The sequence below is a fragment of the Leptolyngbya iicbica LK genome, assembly GCF_004212215.1.
Taxonomy (GTDB): domain Bacteria; phylum Cyanobacteriota; class Cyanobacteriia; order Phormidesmidales; family Phormidesmidaceae; genus Halomicronema; species Halomicronema iicbica.
The window spans coordinates 285225-302309 of record NZ_QVFV01000003.1 but is presented as its reverse complement, the minus strand read 5'-3'; the positions used below and the strand labels follow the sequence as shown (position 1 = coordinate 302309).

Annotated in this window: 7 protein-coding genes; 1 reads left to right on the top strand and 6 read right to left on the bottom strand. The window is 53.6% G+C overall.

All coding sequences use genetic code 11. From position 1 onward, the window contains the following. Window positions 1–104 precede the first annotated feature (104 nt). From DYY88_RS15195 to DYY88_RS15180, 4 genes are all read right to left on the bottom strand, one after another. The gene (locus tag DYY88_RS15195; protein WP_201279003.1) at window positions 105–1928 is read right to left on the bottom strand and encodes a DUF262 domain-containing protein; all 1824 of its coding nucleotides are present in this window, start codon (window positions 1926–1928) and stop codon (window positions 105–107) included. A 157-nt stretch (window positions 1929–2085) separates the two neighbouring features. After that, the gene (locus tag DYY88_RS15190) at window positions 2086–2760 is read right to left on the bottom strand and encodes a MotA/TolQ/ExbB proton channel family protein (protein ID WP_044151227.1); all 675 of its coding nucleotides are present in this window, start codon (window positions 2758–2760) and stop codon (window positions 2086–2088) included. Window positions 2761–2839: 79 nt separating this feature from the next. Continuing rightward, window positions 2840–3652 carry an alpha/beta fold hydrolase gene (locus DYY88_RS15185; RefSeq protein ID WP_044151226.1) on the bottom strand — a complete coding sequence of 271 codons (813 nt, stop codon included), beginning with the start codon at window positions 3650–3652 and terminating at the stop codon, window positions 2840–2842. A 28-nt stretch (window positions 3653–3680) separates the two neighbouring features. After that, complete coding sequence (locus tag DYY88_RS15180; protein ID WP_039727025.1) at window positions 3681–4391, bottom strand: lysophospholipid acyltransferase family protein; 711 nt, start codon at window positions 4389–4391, stop codon at window positions 3681–3683. 535 nt (window positions 4392–4926) lie between these two features. On the opposite strand from DYY88_RS15180, the gene DYY88_RS15175 reads away from it, so the two are divergent. Next, window positions 4927–6168: an S-layer homology domain-containing protein gene (locus DYY88_RS15175; RefSeq protein ID WP_039727022.1), complete on the top strand. Its 1242-nt coding sequence runs from the start codon at window positions 4927–4929 to the stop codon at window positions 6166–6168. A gap of 183 nt (window positions 6169–6351) precedes the next feature. Here DYY88_RS15175 and DYY88_RS15170 read toward each other — a convergent pair whose 3' ends face one another. Continuing rightward, window positions 6352–8157, bottom strand: coding sequence for a two-component system response regulator (locus DYY88_RS15170; RefSeq protein ID WP_039727021.1), 1806 nt, complete (start codon window positions 8155–8157; stop codon window positions 6352–6354). After that, a complete protein-coding gene (locus DYY88_RS15165; protein ID WP_039727019.1) occupies window positions 8150–16978 on the bottom strand; it encodes a PAS domain S-box protein in 8829 nt (2942 codons plus the stop codon). The genes DYY88_RS15170 and DYY88_RS15165 overlap by 8 nt, the downstream gene beginning before the upstream one ends. Window positions 16979–17085: the final 107 nt, after the last annotated feature.

Sequence of the window (17085 nt, the reverse complement as noted above, 5' to 3'; positions counted from 1 at the left end):
TTCAAACAATACAATTGTTTTGATTCCAAGCAACTCTGAGCTGGAAATGAAAGGCTATCAACAAACCAGAATTGAAGGGTCAACTACGGGAACACTATCAGACTCTAAATAATAGTTACTAAGGAGCTCTCGACCTCTTCATAAACCTCTGTGGCGCTAAGCTGGCGTCCTTCAACTAATTTGTTTACAGCCACCATGACTAATTCAGCTCGTTTCTGGATAAATGCTTCGAAATCTTGCTTCAACTTCGTATTTTTCTGTTCTTCTGATAATCCTTCATAGCCGCCGTTGGCTAGCTCATTAATGGGAATTAGATGAGATTGTAATCGGTCTTGTACAATCTCTTCTGAAACCCATTTAAATCTTTCTTTCATGTAGACTAATGGGTCTTTTCGCCCGATAGACATATTGGTTTTATCTTTTATCAGAGCACAGTTGAGCGCCAAAAAGCTTTCAATACCAGCCTCTTTCAGTAAAGCATCGGGATAGACGTGGTGGTAGTGACGTTCACGAATATTCTGAGCATCCAGCTTCTCTGCGGTGAAAAAGTCAAGCCCTCCAAAGCGGCACATAACAGCCAGAACTCCCCTTCCGCGAATGGTTGTACGCTTAGGCCATTCAGCGGTCTTTAGTTCTTCCAACTCAACTAGAGAATGATTCGCAAAAATTGGAACATCTGCAACTGTATAAGCGCTTCCATCAGGTTTTGACTTGCCCGTAATAATGGCTCTAAGCACGTTGAAATCAGCGAAAGCATAAGTGGCTGCAGAATTCTCATAACGATCGCTAAAGAAGCTGTACCACATATACTTCCTTAGTAGTAGCTCGTCTTGCCCACGCTTATCTCCAGATTCTGGAATATCTGCATAAAGAGCGGCGACAACTGCCAGCACAGCATTAGTGGGTAATCGATGTTCGTCATAAATCCCTTCACCATTAAGGAACTGAGCCATTAAGTTTAATCCCCGTTCCAGTCTGCTCCACTGCTCAACCATACGAGTCTTATCCATATTCCAGGCTCCCCGTTGATTAGGCAAATTACCTTGCAGCAGTGCTGATGTCGTCAAAATCAGACTCGACAAAGGTGCATAACGACTGATGGCTGGATGTTGCTGATGTAAATCAGCCTCTAAGTCATGTAAAGATTGCCCCATCGCGCTTTCCACTTCCGCAACGATAATGTCGTAGGTTGAGAGTGGTTTGCTATTGGTGTTCATGTTGATGAACACACTCAAGGCGACAGATTTATCTGTGTAATTCGGTAAAGAAAGAAAGGGCAAATTGTAATTGGAAATTATGGAACGCAACTCTTGAATTTGGGCACGTAACCGATCTTTAAGGGAGAAAAACTGTTTTAGGGTTTCTATGCCAGCTTCAGCATCAGGTTCCTGAAGCGCAGCATTGCTCCAATCATCGATTTCGGTTTGAATGCTGTCAGGGCGCAATAAATCAACCGGGATTAAGCCTCTCTCTAGAGTTCGTGCGGGATTATCACACCAAAGAGGATATCTTTTACCGTCTTTCTTCTTGATATATCTCCCACGCCAGTAAATTGATAGATCGTCACGGTCTTGATTTTTATCGTAATTGTCAAATTCTTTGAGATAGACGTAGTAAGTCTCCTGTGCATAGTTGTTGTGGAATGTTCGCCAGAGAGCCGTCAGTCGTTGCTGTCCATCTAGAAGATGTTCCTGGACTTTGTTATGGGTGGCAGGGGCCGTTTCCAGGTAGCGTGAGATAAATTTCTCTTGGTCACCGACCTCTAAGACCAGGGTGATACCTAAAGGTAAATTCTGAATAACGGTTTGTAAAAGACTGGCAATACGATGACTGTCCCATGCTTCAACGCGCTGAAATCTAGGTAATTTAATTTCACCGTACTGAATCTTGGTATACCATTCGCTGATTTTACGGTTACGAGCTTCCACGTCTATTGCCTTCGACTGTAAGTTTGGTTGATGCTACGTCGTTAATTTGCCCCGTTTCCAACACCTCCACTCAATTGTGTCTCAAGTTTAAGCTGATGAACCATAGGCAGTCGCATTTCAAGCACGACCTTTGGAGCGCATAACAATCACGGAATTTCTATGGATAGGGATAAGGCTGATTGGAGTGGGCGCGATCGCGGGGCCGGGTGATTTTGTGGCGAGTCGATCGCCGATACAGCAGCTCTAGCTGTCCCCCAGTCTCTTGAATGAACGCCCGCTGACGCCGATATTGACTTTGAAAGTAATTGGCAAAGACCAGCGTAGCGATCGCAATCACCAGGCCCACCGCTGTGGTCAACAGCGCTTCCCCAATGCCCGCAATCACCGCCAATGAGCTATCCCCACCCGCACTGCCCAGTTCCAGTGCCGACAGTGCCTGCACCAAACCCAAAATCGTGCCCAGCAATCCCAACAGCGGCGCAATGCCCACAATCGTATTAAATGCCGTAGCAAAGCGCTGCAATAACGGCAATTCGCCCTGAGCCGCACTCTCCAACGCCAAGCGAAATTCTTCGGGCGTCGCATCGGGTAACGTCAGCGCTGCCAAAAAGATGCGGGCCAAGGGCAAGTCCGTATTTTTTTGCAGATGAGTCACGACAATTTGGGGCTCCTGGGCATAGGTCTGCAACACCGTCCGAGCCAGTTGGCGCTGCCGTCGCGCAATTCGCCGCCAAAACCACAGCCGCTCAAAAATCAGCGTCGCCGCCACCAGGGAGGTCGCCAACAACGGGATCGTCACCCAACTGGTCAACAACGTGTTGGTAATATCCACGCTCTGCTACAGGTAAATGCCGCCCATCATCATAGCGACATCGGGCGCGATCGCGCCGCCCCTCCTGAGTTCCTGCCAACTAACGCGGTTGCAAGTTCACCACGGGAGCCACATCCTGCGACACCGGCAACACGTTCAATGCCTCCAGGCATCGACTCAAATTCACCGTATCTTCTAATAAACAGACGTGACCGCTCTCGGGCAGGGCGTAGATCTGGGCTTGGGGCAGCGACTTTTGTAGCAGCTGCGCTTCTGAATAGGACGGCAGTAGGCGATCGCGGCCACTGGCCAATAAGCTGGTGGGCACCCGTAATCGGGATAATTGCTCCTGACTCACGTCAAAGCGGTTCAGCATGGCAATGCGCCAAGCCACACAGGCCTGGGAAATGGGCCGCACCGTGCGCGTAAACAAATCGCGCTTGTCTTGACTAATGCGCTCTAAATTGGCCAACAAGGGCAGCGCGATCGCCCCCGACGTTTGAAATAACCACTCTGGAATGGTGCTGGTATACTGCGACAGCCACCGCACCCACACCGAGCGACGCAACGCCGACGCCGGATTAACCAGCACTAAATGAGTCAACCGCGCTGGCGCCAGCAGCGCCACTTGCAACGCCAAGCAACCGCCAAATGACTCCCCACAAACATAAATCGGGCGATCGCCCCCGGCCTCTTGCATCAGCCGGATGACCGCCTGCGCCAGAGCGGGCCAATCTTGGCGATTATCGGGAGGAATCGTCAAACATCGCACGTCAAAATCTCGCGCCAACGTCGGCACTTGGGACACAAACAACTGGCCCGTGCCATCTAACCCCGGCAGCAGCAACAAAAGCGGCTTGTCGAGTTGAGGCAACACAGGAGCAAATAAGCTAGGCGCAACGGATGATTTCATTAACCTCAGAGAACGTCGCTAACGCAAACTATGACTGCAACAACCCATGCACCGCTGACCAGCAGCGATCGGTCAGCGCTTGGGCATGTTGCGGGCCTTGCCGACCTTGATACTGCTCGCGATCGCGGTCTGTCACCCAAATCGGCTCTCCCACCCTGACCTCGACCCGACGATAAAACACCAACGGGTGCCCACCCTCTTGCTGAAACATCGGCTCACTGGGATCAAACCAGCCCAACAACCGGAGGGGGACAGGAGTCTCAAAACCCATGTCATCTGACACGAGGGCTACAGGCAATAGCGCCAACGGTTCCACCGGTGCCCGCAACGCCAAATGCGCAAACCCGCGATGAAACGGTTGCAACTGCCGAGGTTCATTCAGCTGCACCATCGACTGCGCCCCCTCAGGAAAAATGCCAATCATTTCGCGCTGTCGCAGGCGGCGATATCCCTGCCGAAAAAACCGCTGGGGTGTATCCAAGGGAAAAGCCCCAAACTGGTGCACCATGTCCCGCAAAATCGGCACGTGCTGCATGTATTGATGACACACAAAGCCAATGTGGCGATTGAGGCCAGCCATGAGCACAGGCGCATCCATCCCACTGCGGTGATTGCTGATGACCAGCGTGGGCACTCCTTGAGGAATGTGGCGCTGCCCCGACACGGTCAATTTAACGCCCGTCAGATGAATCAAACCGCGGGACAAATCCAGGGGTTCAGGCGCCTCTAAGAAGGGCATGGTAGGAAGGGAGAGTGCTGTCATTAAGCGCTCGCGGACCTTATCGCTTTATTTACATTCCTTAATATATCAATTTTCCGCCCGCTGCTGGGGCATCGTCCGACGGAGATCGCCCACCGCAGCTAAGCAATGAGGCTTGCCTGCTTGGGGATAATCGTCTCGGCGGCCCCAAAGCAGGCCAGAGACTGAGCCGCCCCCTTGGGCGATGCATTGATATTGAGGCTCAACATTTTCATCACTGAATAGCCCCCTTTACGTCCGCCTCGCCACCTCGCTGGGGGAACTTCTCGTCCAGCGTCCCAGTCTTGTATCTCGGGAATGGCGCTAACCCCCAATCACTCGGTAGCTCATGCTAATGCCCTCTGAAGTCGGCCCAGGTTGATTCAATGCACGCTCCCGCGATCGCGGCAACCGCCCCTGGCTTCAACATCCTTGTCCTAGGGGATTTCATCGCTGACATACCATCGGAATCTGGGCGATCGCGCTCGCATCTCCCATCATTGTGCTCATCTTTTAAGCTTGTTCGGAGTTTTTTATGTCAAATGTCTCTCGTTGGAAATCTGGCACCGCTTTATTCTTAGCTCTGGGAATGGGAATGGGAACCGTTGCTCCCATGCTGACCGCAACGCCCGTAGTCGCCCAGACGCAAGTAGCGCAAGTGCAGTTTAGTGATGTGCCCTCTGGGCATTGGGCGCGAGAATTCATCGTCACGTTAGCCGCCAGAGACATCATCGCCGGTTTTCCCGATGGCACCTTCCGGCCCGAAGAGCCCGTCACTCGGGCGCAATATGCGGCGATGCTGCGCCAGGCGTTTAACCAATCTTCGGTACGCGGGGCCACGACTTTTGTGGATGTGCCCGCTGGCTATTGGGCGACGGAAGCCATCCGGGAAGCCAACATGATGGGCTTTTTGTCCGGCTATCCGGGCAACGAGTTTCGACCTAACCTAAATATTCCTCGGGCTCAAGTCCTCGTCTCCTTAGCCAATGGGTTGAACTACACCGCGACCAACACCAATAGCGTGCAAGTGTTTCGCGACGCGGCCCAAATTCCCGACTATGCCGTCGCAAGCATTGCCGCCGCCACTGAGCAGCGCATGGTCGTCAACTATCCCGATGTGCAAGCGCTGCGCCCCAACCAAACTGCGACCCGGGCCGATGTCGCGGCCTTCATCTACCAGGCACTGGTCAGCCAAAATCAGGTCGCGGTTGTCAACTCGCCTTACATCGTGGGTCAGTCCCTCGTGGTAAATGACTTCACCGTCCCGGCTGGCACGGTCCTCAGCGTGAGTTATGCCGAGAGCGACACCGTCGTGGTACTGCCCGAAGAAACCACCGACTTAACCCTCGAAGTGGCCCAAGCCGTGACCAACTCCAGCGGCGAAATTTTGATTCCTGTCGGCAGCCAGATTGTCGGTGAGCTGCGGCCTAACGGTGCAGGCACCCAGTTTGTCGCGCAAGAATTGGTGCTGCCAACGGACGATCGCTTCCCTCTGAACGCGACCTCGCAAATCGTCACCACGACCGAAACCATCAGTCGCGGAGCCAGCCTGGGTGAAACCCTGCTGGGTGCGGCCATCGGTTCTGGGGCGGCGGCAGCGATCGCGGGCCTGACGGGCGATCAGCGCGTCGAGACCCTCGAAGTCTTGGCGGGCACCGCGACTGGAGCGACCATTGCCCGTCTTCTGGGGCGCAACCAAATTGAGGTCATCACCGTCAATCCCAATGAGGATCTCAGCTTGGTCTTGAACACGGCTCTGACGCTGCCAGCCCAGTAGCCAGAGAAACCGGAAACAAACTGGTCGGTAACTGTGTCGCGCGGATCGTCAGGAATTGCTGCAGATCCGCACGGCACGTTCGAGCCCACCCGGTCCTCCGGTATATCCATCCCGAGCAGCACGCTAGTGCCATCCCCCGAGGGCGTCAGTTTGTGCAAAGCCGAGCAAACAAACTGATCCGAGCTACCGTTTCAAGGCCAATTCTGGATAGGTGTCCTGTAGCCACTGAGTCGCATCGGGGGCCGACATCGGTTTGCTAAAGAAATAACCCTGACAAAATTGACAACCCAGTTGATGCAAAAAGTTGACCTGGGTTTCAGTTTCACAGCCTTCAGCAATGATGCTCATGTTGAGGGCTGCCCCCATCGAGATGACCGCCCGCGCAATTTCCGAGTTGTCGCCAGTCTCAGTAATATCTTTCACAAAGCAGCGATCGATTTTGAGAATATCCACCGGCAATTGTTGTAAGTAGCTGAGGGAAGAATATCCGGTGCCAAAGTCGTCAATGCTAATGCTGATGCCGCGATCGCGAATTTGGTTAAATTTGGCCAGAATGCGTTCTTGGGTTTCTAACAGCCCGCTTTCGGTGACCTCCAACTTCAAGGTGCCCTCTAGCAAAGAGACTGAAGCCACCGCAGCATCAATGTCTTGCAGCAAATTGGGGTGACTAAATTGAGGAGCCGCTAAGTTCACACTCATGGTCAATCGACCAAATTGTTGCTGCCAAAGAGCCAATTGCTGAATCGCGGTCTGCATCACCCAGCGCCCCACCGGAATAATCAACCCCGTTTCTTCTAAACAAGGAATGAACACATTGGGAGGCACTAGCCCGTGCCCTGCGCGCTGCCAACGAATGAGCGCTTCAAACCCATCCACCTGACGAGTCTCTAAATTAATGATCGGTTGGTAAAAGAGGACAAATTCTTCTTTCTCCAGGGCCTGATTCAGCGCGCTTTCCAAATCCAAGCGGCGCATCGCCGCCTCGTGAAAATCTGCCCGGAAGATGTAATGTCCGTCAATGACTTCGGCTTTCGCCTTTTGTAAGGCAGTATCCGCATCTCTGAGAATTTCGGTCGAAGTTGCGTAATGGTCGTCGCCTTGCACGATGCCAACGCAAGCGTGAACAACAATTTCATAGCCGTCTACATGCACCACTTGGCCCAGGGTTTCACTAATGGTATTCGCGTATTTCAGAATTTCGTCTTCAGTTTGAGGAGCGAAACTCAAAATACAAAATTCATCTCCCCCCACTTGATACAAAACATCTTGGGTAGCAACGAGCTGGTTCAAGCGCTGACCAATTTCCTTTAAGACCTGATCACCGATCTCATGGCCTAAGGAATTGTTGATCAAACTAAATCGCACCAGGTTCATCAACATCAGCACGAAGGGCCGCTTCTCAGCGGCAGGCTTATCGCACAGTGCCTGCAGGGTGGCAATTAACGACGCCCGACTGGGTAAGCCGGTCAGGGCGTGGGTATACAGGGCGCGATGCAGCGCTTGGGTGCGCGACTTGACTTCATTCAACGCTTGGTTCAGCTCAATGGTGCGCTGTGCAACTTTTTGCTCTAGCAAGTCATTGATCGCCTGGAGTTGCTGAGTGAGTTGGCGAATGGTGAGATGACTCTTGACCCGAGCCCGCACGACAGCAGGATTAGCCGGTTTCACAATAAAGTCAGCCCCCCCATATTCAAAACCCTTGGCTTCGTCATGGGCTTCGCTGAGGGCGGTCACAAAAATGATGGGAATGTGGTGAGTTGCCGCAGCGCTTTTGAGCTGCTCACAGAGTTGATAGCCACTGACGTCTGGCATCATGACATCGAGCAAAATCAGGTCCGGCTGAGGCGATTTCATGGCGAGCTCAGCGGCCTTAGTGCCATTCGTGGCAGCGATCACGGCGTAATCATCTTGCAGGGCTGACATCAGGACCCGAATGTTTTCGGGTTGATCATCAACAATCAGAATTTTGGCAGTTGGTGATTTAGCCATGCGGTATCCGCGAGTTCGCAAATTGGGCGAGCGTCTGTAATGTGGTCTGGGCCCGGTCAATCTCAAAGTCGTCGAGCGACCTGGCAAGAGTATTCACAATCTGGCGGGTGGAATGATGATTTTGTAAGACTTCTTGAAGATATTTGAGATGCTCAAGGGCGGCGACGAGATCGCTGTCTAAAGCTGTTTGCATCTGCTGCACTTGCTGCAAGACCACTGACCAATCAAGGTCATCGAGCGTCTCCTCAGGGAGCTGGGGCTGATGGTAAGAGGCTTGCCAGGTGGTGAGTTCATTCAGCACCGTGGCTAGAATATCGACTACTGCAGTGAAGCTATCGGCATCATAGTTTTGCGGATGTTGGAGCAGGGACTGTTCAAGCGTTTGGGCGGGATTTTTGAGGGCCGCACACCCTAAAGTAGCCGCCGTACTTTTGAGGTTATGGACTAACCGGGTCGCTGTCACATAATCTTCTTGGTCAATATGCTGTTGAAACTGCTCGACAAAAGTTTGATTTTTGCTCAGAAATTGCTGGAGCAGTTTGATATAAAGGTCTAGATTTTCGCCAACGTATTGCAAGCCCTGCTCGATATTAAAAGAGTTGAGGTGGGTAAAAGCAGCAGGAACTGGGGAGATGGGAAGGGCATGCATAGAACGGGTTGACCGTGATGAGGGAACCTGTTCTGAGGGTACCCACCGCTGAATTGCGGCATACATTTCCGCTTTCACGATCGGTTTGGCCAGGTAATCATTCATGCCGATCGCGAGACATTTTTGGCGATCGCCCTGCATGGCGTTGGCCGTCATGGCGATGATCGGCACCTGGCTGACGGCCCCCGGCAGGGCACGAATATGGCGCGTGGCTTCATAGCCATCCATCACGGGCATTTGGCAATCCATCAGCACCACATCAAAGGGGGCTTGTTGCAGGGCCTCAATAGCAGCCCGGCCATGATCCACCACGGTCGCGATCGCCCCCGCCTGGGTCAAAAATTCCAGGGCCAGTTCTTGGTTGATTTCGTGATCTTCGACCAAGAGCACCCGCACCTGGGCTAACGCCCCCGGAGACGGCAGCGCCAGCGACGGCACCGCTGGCACCGTAACGGTGGCCTGACCTGGGAGCACTGCTTCGACAATGGCCTCCAACAGTTGAGACGGTTGCAAAGGTTTATAGAGCAGGTGGTTAATGCCGGCGGCCTGGGCAGACTCTTGCACCACCCGCTGCCGATGAGCGGTCACGAGCAAAATGGCCGGACCAATAGCAGTTGGATACGTCCGATGGATTTGCTGAATCAGGGCAATGCCGTCAATATCGGGCATGACATAGTCCACAATCACCACCTCAAAGGGCTGCTGTGCAGTTTCAGCCGCGGCGATCGCGGCGATCGCTTCAGCCGCCGTCGCCACCACGGTCGGCTCAAACTGGAAGCTTGACAGCACTTCGTGAAAGATTGTGCGTGCAGCAGCGTTATCATCCACCGCCAACACCCGGATTCCCTGCAGTGCGGTGGGGAGTTCACACTGGGTCAAGAGAGCATTCGGGCATGCCGTCGCCAGTTGGAACGTCGCCGTCAGCCAAAAGGTACTGCCCTGGCCGAGGGTGCTTTCCAAGCCAATTTCTCCCTGCATGAGGTGAGCCAAGCGTTGAGAAATCACGAGCCCTAGCCCGGTGCCGCCAAACTTGCGCGTCGTGGAGGCATCGCCCTGGGCAAACGCTTGGAACAATTTGGCCTGTTGTGCGGCACTCAGGCCAATGCCGGTATCGGTCACGGCAAACCGCAGTCGGCACGACGTCTCATTGGCCTGCTCAACCCTCACTGCCACCAAGACATGGCCCTGCGCCGTAAACTTGATCGCATTTGACACCAAGTTCAACAAAATTTGACCAAGTCGGAACGGATCCCCCACCAACTGTAACGGCGTATCCAGAGCCACGTGGAAGAGCAGTTCGAGCCCTTGATGACTCGCTTGCACCCCAATGACATCAGCCAGGTTGCTGAGCACTTCATCCAAGGCAAACGGCACGACCTCTAGTTCGAGCTTGTCGGCTTCAATCTTAGAAAAGTCGAGAATGTCGTTGATGATATGCAGCAAAGTCGTCGCTGATTTGTCAATTTTGGTGAGATAGTTGCGCTGCCGGGCTGTGAGTGACGTTTCTAAAGTGAGTTGAGTCATGCCGATAATGGCATTCATGGGGGTGCGAATTTCGTGACTGACATTCGCCAAAAACTCGTCTTTCATCCGAGTGGCATGGGCCAACTGCTCATTCGAGGTGGCGAGCTGTTGGTTGCGTTCGGTGAGCAAGTTTTGGGCATGTTGGCGCTCTTGCAGTTCGGTCTGCAACCGTTCGAACAACCCAGCTTGGCGCATCGCGATCGCTAACTGGTCGGCAATTTGCTGTAACAGCCGCGCCTCTGAGTCTTTCCACTGCCGTGGGGCCACACAAGCATGAACGACCAACAGCCCCCAAATTTTGGTATGCGTCTCTGGGCAAGTCCAACGGTTCATTTCCACTGCGGCATCGTGCTGCAAGATGGGGGCCACCAGCTTCGAGCGAATTTGCCCTGACTGAGCATACGCTTGCAAGCACTCAGTCCAGATGTCATCCATCACATCGGGTACCTGACGCGGTTCGCCCCGCCAGTAGCGTTCTAAAATATCTTGTGACCAGACTTCATCGTTCCATTGCTGATCTTTAAGCTGGGGCAAGTCCGGCCCGACGGCCTCTTCAATAATGCGGGTGCGGCCATCGTCAAATAGCCGGAAAATAATGACCCGATCACCGTTGAGGATTTCTTTCACCTGAGCGGCAATGCTTTCCAGAATGTCAGCGACGTTGAGGGATTCTCGGGTAATCTGCGTAATTGCGGCGAGGGTTTGTTGTTCTCGCAATTGGCGGGCAATTTGGCGTTCTGCCTGTTTGCGCACGCTGAGTTCGGCCTGGGTCTGCGTGTAGAATTTGGCCTGCCGGAGTGCGATCGCAATTTGCGCAGCGAGTTGATGCACAAGATCAATTTCCGCTGTTTGCCAGTCGCGGGGGGCCTGGCATTCATGAATGCAGAGTAGCCCCCACAGGGCCTCGCCTTCCAGCAGCGGCATCACCATACAGGCATGAATCTGGAACAGCTCTAAAATGCCAGCATGACAGTTGGAGATATCCGCCTCGTAAATATTATTGGCAATGAAGTAACGGCCTCGACGATATTGCTCGGCGTATGCTTCGGCAAAGCAGGGCTCTTCGATGGTGACGTGCAGGGTGGAGGCCATATCAGCCCCCGTCGACTCGGCGACAAACTCGCCAACGGTGTAGCCGGCAGCGGGATCAAATTGAAAAACCCCCACGCGATCGCACTGCAACGCTTGGCGAATCTCATCACAAGCGGTGGTAAAAATCGTCGCGAGCTCTAAAGTGCTCCGAATCCGCTGGGTAATCTCTCGCAACAGTTTTTCTCGCTTGGCCTGGGCTTGAATCAGCGCTTCGGCCTGCTTGCGATCGGTAATGTCTTGGGCCGAACCAATAATCTGCGTCGCCTGGCCCTGCTCATTGCGCGCAAAGATGCTGTCACGACTATTGAGCCAGTGCCAATTGCCCTCTTGATGGCGCATGCGGTATTCAAATTCCAGCACTTCGCCATCTTGGGCACCCATGAGTTGCTGACAATAGGCTTGATAGCGTCGCCAATCGTCGGGGTGCATCAGGCGGGAGAGTAGCTGTGCCCCCATCGCTTGAATCTCATCGGGGCTGTAGCCCAACATGGCTCCAATTTCCCGATTCACATATAGATTGCGCTGTTCGATCAAGTCGTAGAGGTAAATCGCATTAGGTGAGGCGTTCGCAATTTGCTCAATAAAGTGGCGACTCTCTTGTAAAGCCAGTTCAGCGGCTTTGCGATCGCTAATATCCGTAATCAGCACGTAATAGCCATGCACCTGCCGCTGCTCATCAATTTCTGGCACCAGCGAAGCGATGACATGGCGCACCCCACCGCGTTGATAAGGCAGGGCCGCTTCATAGGTAACAGGTTCGCCTGCTAAAGCCCGCGTAATATAATTGCGCGTGGCGTCGTAAGCGGCAGCGCCAATAATCGATTTGACGGTGCGTCCGATAATATTGGCCTTTTCCCAGCCAAACCAAGCTTCAAAGGTGTGGTTGATGAACTGATAGCGCTGCTCAGCATCCACATAAGCAATACAGCCGTTAACCGAGTCGGTGACTAACTGGAGACGGGCTTCGCTGGCCCGCAATGATTTTTCAATTTGTTGCCGCTGCTGGAGTTCGGCCTGAAGCTGCTCGTACAGGCAAATTTGGTGAATGGCGATCGCTAAGTGACTGCTGAGCTGCTCCAAAAACTGACGTTCCCACCGTTGCCATTGGCGGGGCCGTTCACATTGATGGCCAATGAGCAGCCCCCAAACTCGATGACCGCCATGCTCCACGATGGGCACCATGATTTCACCCACCACACCGGGAGTCTGTTGCGTTAAAAGTTGCATGCACTCAGACACATCTTCCTGGCGCATATCAGCGATGGCCTGGGCTTTACCAGGCAAATACTGGCGATAACAAGCCTCCGAAATCGTCAGATGATTGGTCGCCCCTTGCAAACTGACCGGAAAACATTCACAACCAGTCGCCTCAGCCATCACTTGGCCCTGGCGATGTTCATCAATCTGGTAAATCAGCACTCGATGGATCTTGAGTAACTGCTGCACCTGCTGCACCGTGAGATCCAAAATTTCTTGCAGGTCAAGGGTTTCGCGCATTTGTTGCTGCAGCGACGACAACAACCGCTCTTTTTGCAGCTGTTGTTGAATCCGGTTTTCCATCACTTTGCGCTGCGTGATGTCTTCATAGCAGCCCAACAGGCCAATCACTTCCCCAGCTTCATTGCGGAGAGGCACTTTGCTGGTGTCGAGATGGAGTAAGACCCCATCGGCCCGACGCCAGGTTTCTTGAACATGCAAATTGGGTTCCCCCGATTCCATGACCTGGCGATCGCCCACATCAAACAAGTCGGCTTCTTCTGGCGTGGCTGAAACCTCATGATTGTTGCGACCGATCGCCGCTTCAACTGTGAGTCCGCGATCGGCGGCAAATTGCCGGTTGCAGCCGAGCAAAATGGAGTTTCGGTCTGTCCAAAAAATCCGCTGCGGAATGCTATCCATCACGGTTTGCAGCAGTTGGTTGGCTTGGTGCAACGCTGCCGCTTGGGTTTTGAGTTGGCGGTTGACCGCCGTGAGATCTTGCGTCCGCCTCAGCACCCGATGTTCTAAGGTTTGGTTCAGCGCTTGCAGTTCCAGTTCAGCCTGCTTGCGATCGTCAATATCAGTGTGGGTGCCCAACAGTCGCGTCGGGTTACCGTCAACATCCCAATCGACAAATTTGCCGACCGACAGCACCCACTTCCAGGTGTGTTGGCAAGTGAGCATTCTAAACTCGACTCGATAGTTGGGGGTTTGGCCCTCGGCATAAGCTTGGTAAGCAGCTTTGACAGCGGCTTGATCCTCCGGGTGAACTCGCTGGCGCCAAGAGGTCACGGTTTCGGCAAAGTGGTCGGGGTCGTAGCCCAGCATCAACGCATACTCACGACCGACGATCGCCTCATCCGTTTTGAGATTGAGATCATAGATGCCCTGATTCGCTGAACTCAGAGCGAGCGAGAGGCGCTCTTCGGTCGCTTTGAGCGCACTGATGTCTTGCACCACGGCAATGAAGTAATCGGGAGCCGCCTCCGCATTTCTGACCAGGGCCACGGTGAGATTCACCCAGACAATACTGCCAGTTTGATGGATATAGCGTTTTTCCAGGCTGTAGGTGTTGGCAGCCCCTGACAGCAAATTTTGTACCTGTTTGAGGTCGACGGTCAGGTCATCAGGATGGGTAATGTCTTGGAAGGTGAGGCCAATGAGTTCATCGTGGGGATACCCGAGGATGTCGCAAAATCGCTGGTTTAACCGCACAAAGTTCCCTGTAGGAGACACATGGGCCACGCCGACTGCAGCCTGCTCAAAAGTATTGCGGAATAAAACTTCACTGGCTTGCAAGGCCGCGTGGGCTTGGATGCGATCGCCCACATCCTGCATCACGCTGAGGAAATAGTCAGGTCGGCCATCAGTGTCTCGAATCAAGCTGATGCAGGTATTGATCCAGACTGGCTGGCCAGCTTTGTTGAGGAATTGTTCATCACCTTGCCAAAGACTCACTTCGCCAGCCAACAGCTGTTCGGTGATGTTGAGTGCCGCTGCGCGATAGTCAGGATGGCGCAGATGAGCCGCGTGCAATTCTAAGAGTTCGGCTTCGGTGTAACCTAGCAGGTCACACATTTTTTGATTGACGCGGACGAAATGACCATCGATAAACTCCATGGCCATGGCCACCGCCGATTGATCAAAGGTCGCTCTAAACAGACGTTCCCGAGCTTTTAGTTGATCTTGCACCACTTTGCGTTCGCTGATGTCTCGAGCGATGGATAGCACCATCGGTTGGCCATCCCATTCAAAAACATGGGCATGCAATTCCACCGGAATGTGCCGCCCGTCCTTAGCAATCAGCGTTTTCTCAAAGAGCAGTTGTCCATTCGTAGTGAGAATATCGAGCTCGGCGGGGACTTCGTCCATTTCCCCAGGGGGGATGAGGTCCAGTGGGGTTAGCTGCTGCAATTCTGCCTGGGTATACCCCAGCCGTTCACAGGCCATGGCATTCACATGAATGAAGCGCTGCCCCGGCTGCTCAGGAGTGCCCAATGGGTGCATCAAGATGAGATCGTTGGCAATGTTAAACAGCAGGCGATAGCGCTCTTCACTGGCCTTGAGCTGAGCCTCGGCTTGGTGACGCTCAGTAATATCCGTTACAGTGCCAATGTAGCCTGTGATCTGCCCTTCAATATCAGTCTCGGCCACGGCCTGACCATAGACCCAAGTGGTTTCCTGAGCCGGGCTCAAAAAGCGATATTCCAGGCTAAAGGGCCGGTTATTTTGCGCGGCGTCGTACCATTCCGCCGTGATGGCATCGCGATCCTCAGGATGCAAACCCTCGACCCAGCCAAAGCCTTGGGCTTGCGCTAGAGTCATGCCGGCAATGTCAGACCAGCGATCGTTCACATAAACACAGTGGCCCTCAGAGTCGGTGCGGAAGATGCCGACCGGGGCCGCTTGCGCTAGGGAGGCATAGCGCCGTTCACTCGCCGCCAAGGCAATTTGGGCTTGTTTCTGAGCGGTGATCTCGACAAACACCACAATGATTTGATCGAGGGTGCGATCGCGCTTAAAGGTGGGATAGGCATTGACCAAGGCCCAGATCTGCGTTTGGCTGACTGGACGATTGACCCCAATGACCCAATTTTCCAAGGGTTGGCCAGTTGCCACCACACGATTTACCGGAAAATCGGCGGGCGAGAGCGGCGTACCGTCTTCCTGTAAAAAAGACCAGGCTGGATCAAGGCTCGTTTTACCTTGCATTTGCGCCAGGCTAAGTTCCAATAATTCTGAAGCGCGGTGATTGCAGGTCAGAATCTCAGTGTTGCCGTCATGCACTACTACCCCTGCCGGGATGTTGTCGACTAAGCGGCGATAGTCCGTTTCGCTTTGGTGCAGTTGTGTCTCGGCCTGCTTGCGATCGCTCACATCGCGGCAGGTATACAGCCGGCTGCCCTGACCAATATCCACCCGCTTCACATTGATCAATAAGTCATGGGTCCGACCAGATTGGTCATTGATTCGGCATTCCAGATTCGTCAATTCTTGACGGGCTTGCAGCTCACTGGGTTCACAGAGATCGTCTCCCAAGAGCTGGTCGATAGAGCCCATCGCCACGACATCGGCTTGGTTGTAGCCAAAAATGGTGGCCACATTCGGACAAATAAAGGTAAATTTGCCCGCGTGATCGGTGATGAAAACGGCATCAGAGATATTCCGCAAGATACTGGCATACATTTCTGTGGTGTCAGCCAGGGCAGCGATCGCATCGTTATGGCGGGCTCTTTCCCGGTGTGCTTGCTGCGCCAACTCTTGGCTTTGTAGCCATTGGGCAATCTGCTGCGCCGCCAGTTGCAATAGTGCGAGGTCTTGCGATTGCCACGATCGCGATCGTGACCACTGCTCCACCACCCACGCTCCCCAAAACACACCGCTTTGGTAAATCGGCACAACGAGCAAAGCGGCATCTGAGGCATCAGTGGATTTTGAGGGTGCATCAGTCTCGTGGAGCTGACCGTCAAAATAGCTCGCTAGCTGACCGAGCGAGACACCAGATGTTGTTGGCTGAGCGGCGGCAATCACCTCACCAGGGGCACCCAGTCCACCCCGCACCAGGCGAATCTGGTCAGCCTCCAAACCGATTTGTAAAAGCTGGAGTGAGGTCGCTGCAACTGCGGCGATATCCGCCACGACAGCCGACACTGGCTGATCCCTGACATGTTCAGCCAGCGGCATTGACGGCGACCTCTCGGCTCGGGTAGGAGGCGCTTGGGCGGCAGTCAACTGCTGAGCCTTGTAAACCAAACCGTCGTAAGACTGCTCAGACAGGTCAATAATGTAGTCCTGAGCACCTTGACGGAGCAGCTCTAGAGCGATCGCCTCTTCGTGCGGAGCCGCCACCACCAACACCGGCACATCTGCTTGCAACAAAGATTGCCGCACCGGCTGCGTGGAGTCCGCACCGACGCCAGCATCCAGAATAATTAAATCCCAGAGAGGAGAGGTCGTATCAGCCGCGATCGTATGAACCACCTCAACCGTCGTCTTCCCCAATGGCTCTTCTAGCATCCAACGCCGATAGGTGTTAGATACCGTTTCAGAACTAGCGACAACCCAGAGCGTGTTCATTCCTTACATCAAGAATGGAAAGTGAGATTTTGCAGCCAGTGCTCTACCAATCCCCACAATTGGGATACCTTTGGTGGGTCGACCGTAGAGCAGCCCACCAGAGGTCT